General features: G+C 31.9%; 15 protein-coding genes and 1 riboswitch. Of the genes, 13 read left to right on the forward strand and 2 right to left on the reverse strand.

Annotation, left to right across the window (positions count from 1 at the left end):
- Positions 1-55: 55 nt before the first annotated feature.
- From ACHZDT_RS08205 to ACHZDT_RS08240, 8 genes are all read left to right on the forward strand, one after another.
- A complete protein-coding gene (locus tag ACHZDT_RS08205) occupies positions 56-1,612 on the forward strand; it encodes a hypothetical protein (protein ID WP_394774139.1) in 1,557 nt (518 codons plus the stop codon).
- A gap of 426 nt (positions 1,613-2,038) precedes the next feature.
- Positions 2,039-2,548 carry a bifunctional adenosylcobinamide kinase/adenosylcobinamide-phosphate guanylyltransferase gene (gene cobU, locus ACHZDT_RS08210; protein WP_394774140.1) on the forward strand — a complete coding sequence of 170 codons (510 nt, stop codon included), beginning with the start codon at positions 2,039-2,041 and terminating at the stop codon, positions 2,546-2,548.
- Between the two features lie 180 nt (positions 2,549-2,728).
- Positions 2,729-4,408 (forward strand): nicotinate-nucleotide--dimethylbenzimidazole phosphoribosyltransferase, encoded by a 1,680-nt coding sequence (gene cobT / locus ACHZDT_RS08215; RefSeq protein WP_394774141.1) that lies wholly within the window; start codon positions 2,729-2,731, stop codon positions 4,406-4,408.
- A 42-nt stretch (positions 4,409-4,450) separates the two neighbouring features.
- The gene (gene tnpA / locus ACHZDT_RS08220) at positions 4,451-4,879 is read left to right on the forward strand and encodes an IS200/IS605 family transposase (RefSeq protein WP_394774142.1); all 429 of its coding nucleotides are present in this window, start codon (positions 4,451-4,453) and stop codon (positions 4,877-4,879) included.
- 626 nt (positions 4,880-5,505) lie between these two features.
- On the forward strand, positions 5,506-6,303 hold the full coding sequence (locus ACHZDT_RS08225) for an adenosylcobinamide-GDP ribazoletransferase (protein WP_394774143.1): 798 nt from the start codon (positions 5,506-5,508) through the stop codon (positions 6,301-6,303).
- Positions 6,288-6,821 carry an alpha-ribazole phosphatase gene (cobC, locus tag ACHZDT_RS08230; protein ID WP_394774144.1) on the forward strand — a complete coding sequence of 178 codons (534 nt, stop codon included), beginning with the start codon at positions 6,288-6,290 and terminating at the stop codon, positions 6,819-6,821. Before ACHZDT_RS08225 ends, cobC begins: the two co-directional genes overlap by 16 nt.
- A gap of 67 nt (positions 6,822-6,888) precedes the next feature.
- A riboswitch (cobalamin riboswitch) is annotated at positions 6,889-7,093 on the forward strand.
- 27 nt (positions 7,094-7,120) lie between these two features.
- A complete protein-coding gene (locus ACHZDT_RS08235) occupies positions 7,121-8,974 on the forward strand; it encodes a TonB-dependent receptor plug domain-containing protein (protein WP_394774145.1) in 1,854 nt (617 codons plus the stop codon).
- Positions 8,975-8,978: 4 nt separating this feature from the next.
- Positions 8,979-10,028, forward strand: a complete 1,050-nt coding sequence (locus tag ACHZDT_RS08240; protein WP_394774146.1) for a YncE family protein — start codon at positions 8,979-8,981, stop codon at positions 10,026-10,028.
- 96 nt (positions 10,029-10,124) lie between these two features.
- Here the strand turns inward: ACHZDT_RS08240 and ACHZDT_RS08245 are convergent, their stop codons facing one another.
- A complete protein-coding gene (locus tag ACHZDT_RS08245; RefSeq protein ID WP_394774147.1) occupies positions 10,125-11,585 on the reverse strand; it encodes a S41 family peptidase in 1,461 nt (486 codons plus the stop codon).
- Positions 11,586-11,830: 245 nt separating this feature from the next.
- On the opposite strand from ACHZDT_RS08245, the gene ACHZDT_RS08250 reads away from it, so the two are divergent.
- The 5 genes from ACHZDT_RS08250 to yiaA all read left to right on the forward strand — a co-directional run bounded on the left by ACHZDT_RS08250 (position 11,831) and on the right by yiaA (position 14,434).
- Positions 11,831-12,340, forward strand: coding sequence for an RNA polymerase sigma factor (locus tag ACHZDT_RS08250; protein WP_394774148.1), 510 nt, complete (start codon positions 11,831-11,833; stop codon positions 12,338-12,340).
- Entirely contained in the window at positions 12,327-12,785 is a 459-nt protein-coding gene (locus ACHZDT_RS08255; RefSeq protein ID WP_394774149.1) for a hypothetical protein, read from the forward strand. Before ACHZDT_RS08250 ends, ACHZDT_RS08255 begins: the two co-directional genes overlap by 14 nt.
- Positions 12,786-12,803: 18 nt before the next feature.
- Positions 12,804-13,331 carry a DUF4252 domain-containing protein gene (locus ACHZDT_RS08260; RefSeq protein ID WP_394774150.1) on the forward strand — a complete coding sequence of 176 codons (528 nt, stop codon included), beginning with the start codon at positions 12,804-12,806 and terminating at the stop codon, positions 13,329-13,331.
- A 1-nt stretch (position 13,332) separates the two neighbouring features.
- Positions 13,333-13,872 (forward strand): DUF4252 domain-containing protein, encoded by a 540-nt coding sequence (locus ACHZDT_RS08265; protein WP_394774151.1) that lies wholly within the window; start codon positions 13,333-13,335, stop codon positions 13,870-13,872.
- A 166-nt stretch (positions 13,873-14,038) separates the two neighbouring features.
- Positions 14,039-14,434: an inner membrane protein YiaA gene (yiaA, locus tag ACHZDT_RS08270; RefSeq protein WP_213301687.1), complete on the forward strand. Its 396-nt coding sequence runs from the start codon at positions 14,039-14,041 to the stop codon at positions 14,432-14,434.
- Positions 14,435-14,527: 93 nt separating this feature from the next.
- Here the strand turns inward: yiaA and carB are convergent, their stop codons facing one another.
- On the reverse strand, positions 14,528-17,383 hold the full coding sequence (carB, locus tag ACHZDT_RS08275; protein ID WP_394774152.1) for a carbamoyl-phosphate synthase large subunit: 2,856 nt from the start codon (positions 17,381-17,383) through the stop codon (positions 14,528-14,530).
- Positions 17,384-17,405 lie beyond the last annotated feature (22 nt).

Raw genomic sequence — 17,405 nt, forward strand, 5'->3', positions numbered from 1 at the left:
TAAACAACATTACTTTTAAAAGTCTAAATTTATGTATTTAAAACCAATACGATAAATGTCAATCTATAAAAAAATAGCGATCGGTGTAATTTCAGTCTTTCTTTTTGTGATTTTAGTCAATATTGGTCTCAATTATTGGATAAAAAAACAATTACCCATAATTATAAACGAGAAAAATAAAACGGCATATAATATTCATTACGAGAAAATTGAGGTTTCGCTTCTCTCCCGAAATATTAATGCTACCACATTATTAGTAAGCCCAAAAAACGAACCAAAAGACAGTAAAAATGGGCTTTTTGCTAAAATTGAATCCATCACAATTAAACATTTTAACATTTGGGATTTGGCTTTTCACGACATTATTGAGGCAGAAAGTATTATTATCAACAAACCTCGTGTGATTTTATATAAAAAAGGAGAAAAACTTTTGAATAACAGCAAAAGCATAAAAAATGAAATTATCGAACCATTTCGAAAAATTGTTGCTGTCTCCAATATTTATCTAAATGAAGGAACTGTCGATGTGGTTTCGTTAGATAATAACAAACCCATTTTAAGCATTAAAAAAGTTATTCTGAAATTGGAAGGGATTTTGCTTACGGATGCTACTTTGAAAGAAAAAATTCCGATGCATTTCGAAAAATATGTTTTGGTGTGTGATAGTTTATATTACAAACCCAGCGCATTTTATCATATGAACATTGGTCAGATAAGTACCGAAAATAACTTCCTGAAAGTTAAGAAATTCTCGTATTTGCCAGAGTTTGGACGAAAAGAATTTGTAAAAAAACTGGAAAAGGAAAAAGATATTTATACCATAAAATTCGATTCGGCTCACATTGAAAAAATGGATTGGGGTTTTAAAAATGAAAAGTTTTTTTTTAAAGCAAATTCGCTAATCGTTAATCATGCTGATGCTAATATTTATCGCAATAAAATTCCAAAAGATGATTTGAGCAAAAAATATTTGTATAACCACTTATTACGAAAAATTAAATTTCCGCTTCAGATTGATACCATTCAAATTCTAAAATCAAAATTGGTTTATGAGGAAGAAATTAATTTCTCAAAAGGTCCGGGCATTTTAAATTTTGACCGTTTTAATATGTATGTTACGAATATAAAAAGTGGTTTTAGCTTAAAAAAAATGGCTGATGTCAAGATAAAAGTCAATTGCCTTTTCATGAAAACTTCTCCCTTAAATGTTGATTGGAGTTTTAATGTTCTGGATTTAAAAGACAGTTTTCATATTCAGGGAACAATTTTGAATTTTAATGTTTCAGCAATGGAAAGATTTACAAAACCTTATATAAACACAACGTTTACCGGAAAATTTAATAAATATCATTTTAATTTTTATGGAAATGATAATATTTCAAAAGGAAATGCTTCGTTAGATTATGACGATTTAAAAGTAAAATTATATAAAAAGAAACATCCTGAAAAAGAAGCTAAACTTAAATCGGCGATTGTTAACTTACTCGTCAAAAACGACTCTAAAGACAAAGCAAAAAACGCAGATGTTGAATTAGAAAGAATTCAGGAGAAATCATTCTACAACTTTTTATGGCGAAGCATCGCAGAGTCTTTGAAGAAGATTTTGATTTAGGTATTTTGGTATAAATTATTTTTTTGCCACGAATTATACGAATTTTCACGAATTGTTTTTATCAATATGGTGTAGTCCCTGCGGGCAATGTCATTAAGTTAAGCTTTTAAAAAATAAATTACTGCAAATCAAATCCGTTTTTATCCGCGTTTTTACGAAGTAATCTGTTTTATCCGCGTCAAAATTAGACGCTGATTTTACTGATTCGCTAAAGCGAAAACGCTGATAAAAACGGATTTTTCTAATTACTTTCTTAATTAAACTGTTAAGTAATTTTATAGATTTCCCCTTAACTTAATGACATTGGGATAGAAGTGATATCCTTTTATTTTTTTCTTTAGAAAATAAAAGATAAAGCGGATAGCCCGACCGAAGGGAACGTCATAATTCATAACTTACAACTCAAAATTCATAATTAAAAAAAAAATGACTTACCTAATAACCGGAGGCGAACGATCAGGAAAAAGCAGTTATGCTCAAAAGTTAGCTTTAGAACTTTCAAATGCACCAATATATGTGGCGACGGCGAGAAAATGGGATGCTGATTTCCAGACCAGAATCGACCGCCATCAGCAGGAACGTGATGAACGCTGGACGAATATTGAGAATGAAAAATATTTGAGCGAAATTGATTTTACAGGAAAAGTAGCTTTGATTGATTGTGTGACTCTTTGGTTAACGAACTTTTTTACGGATCATAAATATGATGTGAATTTAAGTTTAGAAGAAGCTAAAAAGGAATTTCTTTCAATCGCCAACCAACAAAATGCAACACTAATTATTGTAACAAACGAAATTGGAATGGGCGTTCATGCCGAAACTCACATTGGCAGAAAATTTACGGAATTACAAGGCTGGATGAATCAGTTTTTAGCTTCAAATGCTGATGAAGTTGTTTTAATGGTTTCGGGAATTCCGGTAAAAATCAAAGGTTAAAAATTGCAAATTTTTCAAAGATTAATAATAATAAAAAAAGAATTCTCAAATTCGAAAACGCTGTCTTAACTTTACTTCAAATATTAATATTTTAAAATTTCATTCTCCACCTCTATTGAAATTGATTTTTGAAATTGATATTGAATTAGAATTTGGAATTAGAAAAATTGGAATTTAAAAATGAGCTATTTAGATAATATCTTAAAATCACGCCGCGATACACGACATTTTACTACGGATGAAGTTCCTGATGAAGTGATCGAAAAAGCTTTACAAGCCGGACATTGGGCGCCATCTGTTGGTTTGACGGATGCAACTCGGTATTATATCATTAAATCTACTGAGGTTAAAAACGCTGTAAAGAATCTTTTTTTAGATTATAATAAAAAAGCGGAGGAATTAACGGATAATCCGGAACAAAAAGAGCATTACAAATCGCTGAAACTGGAAGCAATTGAAGAAGCGCCAATTGGATTAATTATCGCATATGATCGATCTGTGCTGAATCAGTTTACGATTGGGACTGTGGGAAGTAACGAAGCGGTGAAATTTAGTTCGGTTTGTGCGGCTCAAAATATTTGGCTTTCGCTTACGGAACAAGGCTTTGGAATGGGTTGGGTTTCGATTTTGAATTATTATGAGTTTAAAAAAATTCTTGATTTACCGGAGAATATTGAACCGCTGGGATATTTTTGTATTGGAAAACCTGCAACAAATTATGACAATCAGCCGATGTTGCAACAATTGCATTGGAAACAAAAATCAGAAGTTCCAATTTGTACTGAAATTAAAAATATTGTAAAAAGTTCCGTTTCAGATTTACTTTTAAAATCTCTAACTAAAGTTGAAATTGAAAATGATTTCGGTACTCTTTTACAAGAAAAAATAGATTCTAAGACAAAACCAATTGGAGCTTTGGGAACTTTAGAAACGTTGGCTTTTCAAATGGCAACGGTTTTTGAAACCCTGAACCCGAAAATAATCAATCCTAATATCGTTGTTTTTGCAGCTGATCACGGAATTGCCAATCATGGTGTTAGTGCTTATCTGCAAGATGTTACGCGCCAAATGGTAGCGAATTTTCTGGAAGGCGGTGCAGCGATAAATGTTTTCTGTAATCAAAACAATATTCATTTATCTATCGTTGATGCAGGCGTAAATTACGATTTTCCCACAAATGCAAACTTGATAAATGCAAAAGTCGCTAAAGGAACTCAGTCGTTTTTACATATTCCGGCAATGAGTGAAACCGAATTGCAATTGTGTTTTGAAAAAGGAAAATCAATTGTTGAGGATATTGCTAAAACGGGTTGTAATTGTATTGGTTTTGGCGAAATGGGAATTGGAAATACTTCTACAGCTTCGGTTTTAATGAGTCTTTTAACTGGTTTCTCTATCGAAGATTGTGTGGGAAAAGGAACTGGCGTTGAAAATGAAAAACTATTACAAAAACAAAATATCCTTCAAAAAGCCATAAATAATTATTCCGGTCCAGCCGAATTAAAACAACAACTCGCCTATTTTGGAGGTTTTGAAATTATGCAAATCACCAGCGGCATGTTAACGGCTTTCGATAATAAAATGCTGATTTTAGTCGATGGTTTTATTTGCAGCGTTGCTTTTTTGATTGCTTCAAAAATAAATCCCGACATTATAAAAAATGCTGTTTTCTGTCATTGTTCTGCCGAAAAAGCACATCAAAAATTACTTGATTATTTAAATGCAAAGCCTATTTTAAGTCTGGATTTGCGTTTAGGCGAAGGAACGGGTTGTGCGATTGCATTACCTATTTTAAAATCGGCAGAAGTTTTTTTGAATGAAATGGCTAGTTTTGAAAGTGCCGGGGTTAGTAGGAAATAATGAAGTAGCAGTTTCAGTATTCAGTTGATAAAATTATTATATATGCCATTAATAAAAGTTTACATTCATTTTGTTTGGAGTACAAAAAACAGATTTCCATTTTTAGATTCTTTAGAATTAAGAGAAAAAGTTTGGAATCATATTCGTGAAAATGCTAAAGAAAAAGGAATCTTTCTTGATTTTATTAGTGGTTATTCAGATCATTGTCATTGTATTATTTCTTTGGGAGTAGATCAAAATATTCAAAAAATAATGCAACTGATTAAAGGAGAATCTTCTTTCTGGATCAATAAAAATAAATTAACGAAACAAAAATTTGAATGGCAAGAGGAATATTTTGCAGTTTCAGTATCAGAATCTATTATAGATAAGGTTAGAGATTATATTAAAAATCAAGAAATCCATCATAAGAAAAAAACTTTTCAGGAAGAATATGATGAAATTATTAACAAATTTGGGTTTGGTAAATAGTTTGGCTAAAGCCATTTTAATTTCGAATTTTTATAACCCCAGATAAATCTGGGGGCTATTCAAAAAAAATCTTTTTCAATTAATACTAATTTCAATTTTATAGAGATTCATAATTGAATTGCCTCCAGATTTATCTGGAGGTTACAAAGGATGAGCGCTAAAAGGCTTTAGCCAAATAAATCAAATTGCATAATGAAAAAACAATTCAATATTCTTTAAACAAAATTTGGCTAAAGCCATTCTAATTATGAATTTTACCCCCAGATAAATCTGAGGGCTATTCAAAAAAAAACTAAAATATAAAGTTGAATTTGCATACAAACTAAAATTGAATTGCCTCCAGATTTATCTGGAGGTTACAGAATTGAGCGTTCCAACGGCTTTAGCCAAATAAATTATATAACATCAATGAAAAAATAATTCAATAATCATTAAAAAAGTTTGGCTAAAGCCCTTTTGATTGCGAATTTTTATAACCCCAGATAAATCTGGAAACTATTCAAAAAAAACTAAAATATAAAATTGAATTTGCACACAAACTAAAATTGAATTGCCTCCAGATTTATCTGGAGGTTACAGAATTGAGCGTTCCAACGGCTTTAGCCAAATAAATTATATAAATATCAATGAAAAAAGAACTACATATTTTCTTCACCTCTTTAATGTTCTATACCAGAATTCCATGCCCGAAAAACATAGATCATCATCCTGATTATTTAAACAAAGCAACTCGTTATTTTCCTTTGATTGGCTGGATTGTGGGCAGTATTTCTTTTTTAGCGTTTTATCTTTCTTCTCTTTTTCTATCAACAGAAACTGCGGTGATTGTTGCGCTTATTGTTTCTGTACTTACAACCGGAGCTTTTCACGAAGATGGCTTTGCTGATGTTTGTGATGGTTTTGGCGGAGGATGGACTAAAGAAAAGATCCTGATAATCATGAAAGACAGCGCTATTGGTGCTTATGGAGCGATTGGTTTGGTTTTACTTTTTTTACTGAAATTCAAATTACTTTCTGAATCTGTTTTGCTTTTTAAGGGAGACAATTTTGTAGCATTTTTTCAAATTTATCTATTGTTTATATCTGCGCATGCTTTGAGTCGGCTTGCTGCGATTTCAATTATTTTTACGCATGAATATTCTCGTGATGATGCTTCAAGCAAAAGTAAACCTATTGCCAAAAATCATACCTGGAAAGAAATTTCAGGTTCGTTTTTCTTCGGGTTAATTCCGTTAGTGATTTTCTCGTATTTCCAATATAAATTTCTTTTTGCTTTAGTTCCTGTTTTTATTATGCGTTATTTTTTAGCGCGTTATTTTCAAAAATGGATCGATGGTTATACGGGAGATTGTCTTGGAGCAACGCAACAGGTTTGTGAAGTAGTTTATTATTTAAGCATTCTTTTTATATGGAAATTTATCTAGTTCGACATACCGAAACAATTTGCGAAAAAGGAGTTTGCTACGGACAATCAGATATTGGTTTAGCCGAACCTTTTGAAGTTATTTTCAAAAATATCCTTTCGCAATTACCTCAGGAAGCCATTATTTTTTCAAGTCCTTTAAAACGTTGTGTAATTTTAGCCGAATACATTCAGAATAATATTAAGACTATTTCGTTTAAAAAAGAGGATCGTTTAATGGAAATGAATTTTGGTAATTGGGAAATGAAAAACTGGAATGATATCTCGCCGGAACAACTCAATCCGTGGATGGAAGATTTTGTGAATATTGCTGCTTCAAACGGTGAATCATTTGTTGAATTACATGAAAGAGTTGGCAGTTTTTTATCTGAAATTCCAAAAGAAATAGATACGCCAATTATTATTGTAACACATGCCGGAATTATTAGAAGCATTTTATGTCATCACACTTTTTTAGCATTAAAAGACGCTTTTAACAATAAAGTTGATTTTGGAGACGTAATAAAAATAGCCCTATAAATACCTTTTTGTTTAGAATTTGGCTTAAAAAGTCAAACAAATTTGAAAATTCGATAATTTTAACTTTATCTTTGCACGAAATTAAGGTTGTGTTCATTTCAAAAACACATTAAAAGGGAATCAAGTTTTAATCTTGAGCTGTTCCCGCAACTGTAAGCTTAGTTCTGAAAAGAATGTTTGTTGTTAACTACAAAACCACTGCTCGCCCCGCGAATGGGAAGGTAAACAACAAAACGCAAGCCAGGAGACCTGCCTTTATAAACAAATATCGAACTCTCGGGAAAAAGAGTGTAGAAATTATGACTTTAAAAAAACTTTTTGCTTTTTGCTTATTATTGATGTGCCAAATTATTTGCGCGCAAAGCGATTCTATTAATAACCTGAAAGAGGTTGTAGTTTCTGATGCTAATCTTAAGAAATATTCTAGTTCGCAATCGGTTCAGGTATTAAATGATTCTGTGATTACTAAAAATGAAGCTTTACTTACTGATTTACTAAATTTCAATTCTACCATTTATTTTAAGGAATATGGACGCGGAATGCTTTCAACAGTTTCTTTTAGAGGAACGACTGCATCGCAAACGGCTGTAATCTGGAACGGAATTAACATCAACTCTCAAATGAACGGAAGTACTGATTTTAATACCATTTCATCTTCTGATTATAATTCGATAAGTGTAAAAGCTGGTGGCGGAAGTGTTATTTATGGTAGCGGAGCCGTTGGAGGAACTGTTCACTTAAATAATGATTTGGGATTTTATAAGCGATTCGAAAACAATTTAAAGTTAGACTACGGAAGTTTTAATACTATTGGAATCAACTTTAAAACGAATATTTCTAATGAAAAATGGAGTACACAAATTGGCTTTTCTAAAAACAGTTCTACAAACGATTATAAATATTTAAATCTATATACCTGGAAAGGCGAACAACGCTGGAACCAAAATGGTCAATATGATATTATTACAATGAATGCCAATGTAGGATACAAATTTGACTCAAAAAACACTTTGAAGTTATATACTCAAACATCAAATACAGATCGAAATACTTCATTAATCACAGAAACAGAAAGAAAGAGCAAGTACATAAATGGTTTCAACAGAAATTTATTAGAATATGATGGTGATTTCGGAAAATTCACAACCAATTTTAAGGCGGCTTATATATTCGAAAATTTCCAATATTATGCTGACAATTCAAAAAACCAATATACTTACGGAAAAACTGAAAGTTTAATTACGAAAGCTGATTTAGGCTACACCCTTTTTAAGGCAACTCAAATTAATGGTATTATAGATTACAACAGAACAAAAGGTTACGGAAGTGGTTTTGGTAATCATACCAGAGAAATTAGTTCCGCAACTTTATTAATCAAACAAGATTTTTCAGCCAACTGGAAAAATGAATTCGGAATCAGAAAGGAGTTTACTGACAATTATAAATCACCGGTTTTATTTTCATTAGGATCATCTTATCAGTTTAATAAGTTGTACAATTTAAAATTGAATTTATCCCGAAATTTTAGGATTCCAACCTTTAATGATTTGTATTGGGAAGAAGGCGGAAATCCCAATCTAAAACCCGAAAATTCTTATCAGGCAGAAATTGGAAATGTTTTTACCTTTCAAGACATTTCGCTTACGCAGACTTTTTATTACATGAAAATTAAAGATTTACTGCAATGGGTTCCCGGAAAAAATGGTATTTGGTCTCCGCAAAATACTGACAAAGTAAATTGTTATGGAGCCGAGACTTTATTAAGCTGGAAAAAGCATTTTGGTAAAAATTATTTTGGTGCGAATGCTTCATACGCTTACACTATTTCTGAAGATGAAGCAACTGGAAAACAGTTATTTTTCGTTCCGTTTCATAAAGTAAATGGAGCAGTATCTTATTCAGGAAACAAAATTTCAGCATATTACCAATTTTTATATAATGGTTTTGTTTACACACAATCTGATAATGACCCTAAACAAATCGTAAAAGATTACACAGTTTCAAACCTTGGAATTGATTATGATTTTAAATTTTTAGACTCTTTTAAATTAGGTTTTCAGGTTTTGAACCTCTTTAATGAGAATTATGAAAGTCTCGAAAACAGACCATTGCCAGGAAGAAATTTTAATATATACATTAACCTTAAATTTTAATATAATGAAGCTAACTCGATTTTTATTAATAGCATTAAGCGTATCGCTTTTTGTTTCTTGTTCTAACGATGACTCTAATGATGATCCAAAAGGAGTTTATGATAATGGTTTTTTCATCTTAAATGAAGGAACTAGTAAAGGTGGTTCCGTTTCTTTTTCAAGTAATGATTTTTCTACCGTTGTTCCTAATGTTTATGAAACTGCAAATGGTGCAGATTTTGCGGGAGTTTATCTTCAAAATATCTTTTTTAACGGAGACAACGCGTACATAATTGCAGGTGGATCTGATGTAATTAATGTAGTAAACAGATATACTTTTAAATTAGTTTCAAAAATTGAAACAGGTCTTATTACTCCAAGATATGGTGTAGTAAAAGACGGAAAAGCATATGTTACAAATGCAAATACTTATTCGTACATCAATCCAGCAACGGGAGATACTGATGATTTTATTGCAGTTATTGATTTAGCTACTAATAAAGTTGAATCTAAAATTGACCTGAATGCAACTGCAAACAGAATTATTTTAGAAAACAATAAATTATACATCACTGATTCGTCAAGTGATAAAGTATTAGTAGTAAATCCAGCAACGAAAGCATTAGAAACTCCAATTACTATTGGGTATGATGGAAACAGCATGGAAGTAAAAGATGGGATTTTATATGTTTTAAAAAGCCCATACCAAAATAGAGGTGAACTTGTAAAAATAAAATTGTCTGATAAAACTATTTCTAAAATCGCTTTCCCGGAATCATTAGACGGATCTGGAAATTTAGATATTTATGGCGATAAAATTTATTACACTGTAAATAAGTCTGTTTATGCTATGAATACATCAGCAACAACTCCGTCAACTACACCTTTATTTACTGCAAGTCTTTCTACTGATGGTTATATATATGGATTCACAGTAAAAAATGATAAATTTTATGTTGGTGATGGTGGTGATTTCAAATCAAGCAGTAAAGCTTATATCTATGATTTAAACGGAACTTTTATAAAAGATTTAGCTGTAGGTATTGCACCAAACGGTTTCTACTTTAATGACTAATTTCTAGTTTAGAATAAATTGTGTTTTTGGAACAATGCAATACTAAAAAAGGCTTTCTATTACTAGAAAGCCTTTTTTATTGGGTTTATATTTTTATTATAATGATCGTAAAAGTCCTTCCGGAGCTTTATCAATATACATTTGATTTCTGAAACCGTTCATTGCTTTAACATCTGTAAAGGTTTTTAAAACTACACCTTTATCAGTTTGTGATTTTTTAGTGGTTACTCCTGTAATTTGAGAAATTGCAACATTCAATAATGGCTCAGATGTATCGCCTAAAACACCCAGATTACTAACACGCTCTAATTGCTCATACGTTGGTTTTAAACCATCTGTATATTCGCCAAAATCAGCTGCGTTTACTATTTTTAATACCAATGGCTGCATCGCATATTTATGATTTGGATTTACGTTTGCTTTTCCTAAAGTAGGAGAATCATATATAGTAATTGAGCCCACATTTTTACCAACAGTAGTTTCCCCTATTTGAATTACTGAAATATAAGGCACTAAACCGTTTATTACTAATTCACTTGCAGATGCTGTTCCGCTTGTTGTTAAAATATAAATTTTATTTAAATTAAGGCTATTAATTGCTACACCATCCATATTATTTACAAATCTATTGTTAAGTGACTCGGCATCCTTATCTGCGAAATAGGCATTAACTTTTGCATTCCATTTCTGCTTAGCAAAAATCTTATCCGTAAACTGACCGGTAATCATACTTGCCAAACGTGTTGCTGTCTGGATAGAACCTCCTCCGTTATATCTTAAATCAAGAACCAGATCTGTAATTCCTTGTGCTTTTAATTCGGCGAAAGCCGCATTAAGCTGCGCATCATAATAAGCATAAAATCCGTTATACATTAAATAACCTATTTTATGACTTCCTGAAGTAATTACTTTATTGATAAAAACAGGATTTTCGTCTAAAGTTGTTTTCACTAATGCAACCGTTTTTCCGTTAGATTCAAAAGCAGATCCGTTATAAGTAACCATATTCAATGTATAACTATCAGCCGCTAAAAGTGATTGATAATTTGAAACCGTAAGTTGCGTTCCGTTTACTGCTGTAAAAAGATCACCACGCTTAATGTCTTTTTTTGATGCATCAGAGTTTGGAATAATATAACGAACGTAACCCACTAAATCAGTATTGCTGTTAGGTTTATAACTTAGTCTAAAATCTACACCGTCATTTTTTGAAGTTCCCTGAAGTTCCTGCTCTAAAACGGTATAATCATCAACGATCCAGCTAAAACGATCAATTGCCTGACCTTTAGGGAATTTACTAATAGGTTTATTCAATAAGTCCTGAAATAAATCTTCTGGTTTAGAATATCCTTTTAAAAATGAATTGAGCCCTTCTTCACGATCGTCAGCTAAATTAGGAACATCGGCTTGCCATAAATAATAATCATTTAATCCTTCCCAAATAAAATTATTCACCTGCAAATCACCCGAAACAGCAACATCATCCTGATCTTCACAAGATTGCAAAGAAAAAGCAAGTATAAACAATAGCAGTACGCTCTTTAAAATTGTTTTCATATAGTATGTATCTATGTAGTACTAACGTAAAAATAGTATCTTTAGTTTTAACATTGATAATTTTAAAGTGTTTTTTTATTATAAAATTTTCATATCTGTTGTAACAAAAATAATAGTACCTCGTCTTGACTATATAAGCTTCCTTATAATGGTTTATTTATAAAATTAAAATGATCATAAATTTATCGTCAAGGCGATTAAAGAAGCTTAGAACAACCAACCAAAAAACCAAAAATAAACCAGAGATGAATCAAAGTGTTTTTATAGAATTAATAAATCCTTTTAAAGACAAAGTTTTTCGTCTGGCAAAAAGATTATTAACCAGCACCGAGGAAGCCGAAGACGCAACCCAGGAAGTAATGGTAAAATTATGGAACAAAAAAGAGAATTTAGATTCTTATGGCAGCGTCGAAGCATTAGCAATGACAATGACAAAGAATTATTGTTTGGATCAATTGAAATCGAAAAGAGCAGGAAATCTTCAAATCGTTCATAATAATTATACAGATCGGGAACCTCAATTAGATAAAAAACTGGAGGATTCGAATAGTTTAGAATGGGTAGAAAAAATAATAAGCCAGTTGCCTGAACAACTACAAATACTAATTCAGTTACGTGATGTCGAACAATATGAGTTTGATGAGATTGCGAAAATTGTAAACATGAATGAAACGGCTATTCGGGTAGCACTTTCAAGAGCGAGAAAAAAAATTAGAGAAACAATGCTTAATACACACCGTTATGGAATTAAATAAAATAGAAGATATATTAGAAAAATACTTTCAGGGAGAAACCAGTATTGCCGAAGAAAATGAATTAAAGGAATATTTTTCTTCATCAAATGTTGCGCAGCATTTAGAACAATACAAACCTATGTTTGGTTATTTCTCTCAGGTAAAGGAACAGAAATCGACGCAGGAAATACCACTCAAAACTAAGAAACGAAATGTGGCGTGGTTATCAATTGCGGCTTCGGCTGTTGTTTTACTAGGAATAGGAACTTATTTTTATGTGAGCGAAAAAAATACAACTCAGGTTGTAGCGCAATCAGAATTAGGAACCTATGATAATCCGGAAGAAGCCCTTGCTGCAACGCAAAAAGCTTTAGCCTTAGTATCAAACAATGTTAATGTAGGTATAGGAAGTGTACAATACATTAAAGAATATGAACAATCAAAAAACAAAATTTTTAAACAATAATTAAAATCAATCAAAAAAATGAAAAATTTCATCATAACACTAGTTTTCGCATTCGTTAGCCACGCATTTTATGCACAAGGAGCATTTGATAAATTTGATGGTCAGGACGATGTAACATCTGTAATTGTAAACAAAAAAATGTTTGACTTAATGAGTAAAGTTAAAGTTGACGCTTCTGATAAAGAAACACAACAATATATTAAGCTGATTAAAAAATTAGATTACTTAAAAGTCTTTACCACTAAAAATCCTAAAGTTGAAGCTGACATGAAAGCATCTGCTGAAAAATATGTAAAAACTGCCGGTTTAGAAGAATTAATGAGAATTAATGACGGTGGCAGAAACGTAAAAATATCTGTAAAATCAGGAGCAACAGATTCTCAGGTTAGAGAACTATTAATGTATGTTGATGGTGCTAAAAACGAAGAAACTGTTTTATTATCACTAACAGGTAATTTTGATATCAACGAAATTTCAGTCCTTACAGATAAGATGCAACTTCCTGGTGGTGCTGACTTAAAAAAAGCCTCTAAAGGTAAAAAATAATATGAAAATCAGCATTTTTACCTCAGCCCTTTTAGTATTATTAACTTTAGTAAGTTGTAATTCTAATCCTTCATTACAGCGCTATTTTGTAGAAAATACAGATAACAAAGATTTTATCGCGCTTGATGTTTCGCCTGATATTTTAAACTTAGAAAAAACAAAATTATCTGCCGAACAAAATGAAGCTTTGAAATCATTTGATAAAATGAACATTTTAGCTTTTAAAGCAAATGCAACAAACCAAGCTCAATTTGAAACAGAAAGAGCAAAAGTTAAAGCGATTTTAAAAGATCCGAAATACCAGGAATTAATGAAGTTTGGTTCAGGTAAAGATGGCGCATCCATAAGCTATGTTGGTGCTGACGATAATATAGAAGAATTTGTTGTTTTTGCTAACAGAAAAGAAAATGGTTTTGCAGTTGTTCGTGTTTTAGGAAAAAATATGAATCCAAACAATATCATGACCTTAATGTCCGTTTTGAAAGAATCAAAGATCAACATGGAACAATTGAAACCTTTGCAGGAACTTATAAAAAAATAATATTTCTACCTTACTTTAAAACGAAAAAAGCTCCAATTATGGGGCTTTTTTTATGTAACAATTTTGGAAGATTAGCCTGAATAATATTACTGTGTTTTACTTTGATCTGAACCTTATTTAATTATATTTGTTACCTCACCAAAACAAGATTATTAAATTATAGATTATGGTACAAAAAACATCGAATGCCTTTATAGCGGCATCTTGGGTAGCTCTTGGAGCAGGAACAGTAGGATTTATAGTTGGACTTGCAAGAGCCGAAATGTTACTAAACGAAAAAGGTTATTATTTTACTGTTTTAATGTTTGGTCTTTTTGCGGTAGTTTCATTGCAAAAAAGCGTTAGAGACAGACTGGAAAAACTTCCTGTAACAGATATTTACTATGGAATTTGCTGGTTTGGAACTCTTTTATCAATTGTATTATTGGTAGTAGGATTATGGAACGCTACAATTTTACCAAGCGAAAAAGGTTTTTATGCTTTTGCTTTTTTATTAGCATTGTTTGGAGCTATTTCTGTACAAAAAAACACAAGAGATAATATGTCATTATCTAATGAATAATATTTAAAACATATTAATTAAACCAACTTCCAAAAGTTAAACCACAAAAAAAGCTCCATGAAAATGGAGCTTTTTTTATATCAGGATTTGAGATTATTTACTCAAATACATTTTTCTTCTTGAATACAATTCATAGAACTGATCATCTTTTAAGTCATCAATAAACAAGATACTTTCTCCAGTTGATTTCATTTCTGGTCCTAATGCTTTATTTACATTATGAAACTTACTGAAAGAGAAAACCGGTTGTTTGATTGCATATCCTTTTAATTGCGGATTAAATTTAAAATCAGTTACTTTATTATGACCTAACATTACTTTTGTGGCATAGTTTACATAAGGTTCCCCGTAAGCTTTTGCAATAAATGGTACCGTTCTTGAAGCTCTTGGATTTGCTTCGATAATATAAACCGTATCATCTTTTATTGCAAACTGAATATTGATTAAACCAACAGTTTTAAGTGCTCTGGCAATTTTTATAGTATGATCTTTAATTTGCTGCATTACGAATTCTCCTAAGTTAAAAGGAGGCAAAGTAGCATTACTATCTCCGGAGTGAACTCCACAAGGTTCGATATGCTCCATAATTCCTATAATATAAACATTTCCATCAGCATCACAAATGGCATCGGCTTCAGCTTCAATTGCTCCGGCTAAATAATGATCTAAAAGCAATTTGTTTCCTGGAATCGTTTTCAATAAGTTGACAACATGTTCTTCCAGTTCTTTTTTATTAATTACAATTTTCATTCCCTGACCTCCTAATACATAAGAAGGACGAATCAATAACGGAAAGTCTAAAGTATCTGCTAAGGCAGAAGCTTCGTCAGCTGTTTCAGCAATTCCGAATTGTGGGAAAGGAATGTTTAATTCCGTTAATAACTCAGAAAATCTTCCTCTGTCTTCAGCTAAATCAAGTGCATCAAAACTAGTTCCGATGATTTTTACTCCGTATTTAGATAATTTTTCAGCTAATTTTAAAGCCGTTTGTCCACCTAATTGAACAATTACACCTTCCGGTTTTTCATGCTGAATGATATCATATATATGTTCCCAGAAAACAGGTTCGAAATATAATTTATCGGCTGTATCAAAATCAGTCGAAACCGTTTCAGGATTACAGTTGATCATAATCGTTTCGTAACCACATTCTTTTGCCGCTAAAACTCCGTGAACACAAGAATAATCGAATTCAATTCCTTGTCCAATTCTGTTTGGTCCTGAACCCAGAACTATAATTTTCTTTTTATCTGTAACAATACTTTCGTTATCTACATAACGCTCACCGTTTGCTTTTTCGATTTCAGCTTCAAAAGTCGAGTAATAATAAGGTGTTTTTGCCTTAAACTCAGCCGCACAAGTATCAACCAGTTTAAATACACGGTTAATATTTTTCTCCATACGCAAAGTATGTACTTCGCTTTCTAAGCAATTTACCATGTGAGCAATTTGTCTGTCGGCAAAACCTTTTTGTTTCGCTTCAAGCAAAAGTTCTTTTGGGAGAGTAGTTACTTTATAGTTCGAAATTTCTTTCTCTAAAGTATAAAGCTCTTCGTATTGTTTTAAAAACCACATATCGATTTTTGTGATTTCATGAATACGGCTCAACGGAATCCCCATTGCGATTGCATCATAAATTACAAAAACACGATCCCAACTTGCAAAAGTTAGTTTCTCGATAATTTGTTCGTAGTTTTTATATCCTTTTCCGTCAGCACCTAAACCATTTCTTTTAATCTCTAAAGATTGAGTTGCTTTGTGTAATGCTTCCTGGAACGAACGTCCAATTCCCATTACTTCACCAACAGATTTCATCTGAAGTCCTAAAGTTCTGTCAGCACCTTCAAATTTATCAAAGTTCCAACGAGGTATTTTTACAATTACATAATCAAGAGTTGGTTCAAAAAGAGCCGAAGTAGATTTTGTAATCTGGTTTTGCAATTCATCAAGATTGTATCCTAAAGCCAGTTTAGAAGCAATTTTAGCAATTGGATATCCGGTTGCTTTTGATGCCAAGGCAGATGAACGAGATACACGAGGATTAATCTCGATAGCTACGATATCTTCTTTTTCATCTGGTGAAACTGCAAATTGTACGTTACAACCTCCCGCAAAATTCCCGATACTACGCATCATTAAGATCGCATAATCACGTAATTTCTGGAATGTTTTATCAGATAAAGTCATTGCTGGTGCAACCGTAATCGAATCTCCGGTATGAATTCCCATTGGATCCATATTTTCGATCGAACAAATGATTACAACATTATCGTTTTTATCTCTTAAAAGTTCTAACTCATATTCTTTCCAACCCATCAAAGCTTTGTCAATCAAAACTTCGTGTATTGGCGAAGCTTCTAAACCACGAGTTAAAAGCTCATCAAAATCTTCTTTTTTATAAACAATTGCAGCTCCTGTTCCTCCAAGTGTAAACGAAGGACGAATTACAAGCGGAAAACCAAATTCCTGAGCAATTTCTTTACCTTCAAGGTAAGAAGTAGCTGTTTTTGCAGGTGCAGTTGGTACATTAATTTTTTCTAAAAGCTGTTTAAACTGTTCTCTGTCTTCGGTAATATTAATAGCGTTCACATCAACACCTATTAATTTTACTCCGAAATCCTGCCAGATTCCTTTTTCATCAGCTTCCAAACATAAATTTAAAGCCGTTTGTCCGCCCATTGTAGGCAAAACAGCGTCAATTTGTGGATGTGCTTTTAAAATTTCAATAATCGATTTTGTAGTTAATGGTTTCAAATATACGTGATCGGCCATTGTTGGGTCGGTCATAATAGTTGCTGGATTTGAGTTTATCAAGATAACTTCAATTCCTTCTTCACGAATAGAACGTGCAGATTGAGAACCTGCATAATCAAATTCGCAAGCTTGACCAATAACAATAGGTCCTGAACCTATTATTAAAACGGATTTTATTGATGTGTCTTTAGGCATTTTATTTGTATTGTGTAGTTAT

This window comes from Flavobacterium sp., from assembly GCF_043722275.1.
Lineage (GTDB): Bacteria > Bacteroidota > Bacteroidia > Flavobacteriales > Flavobacteriaceae > Flavobacterium.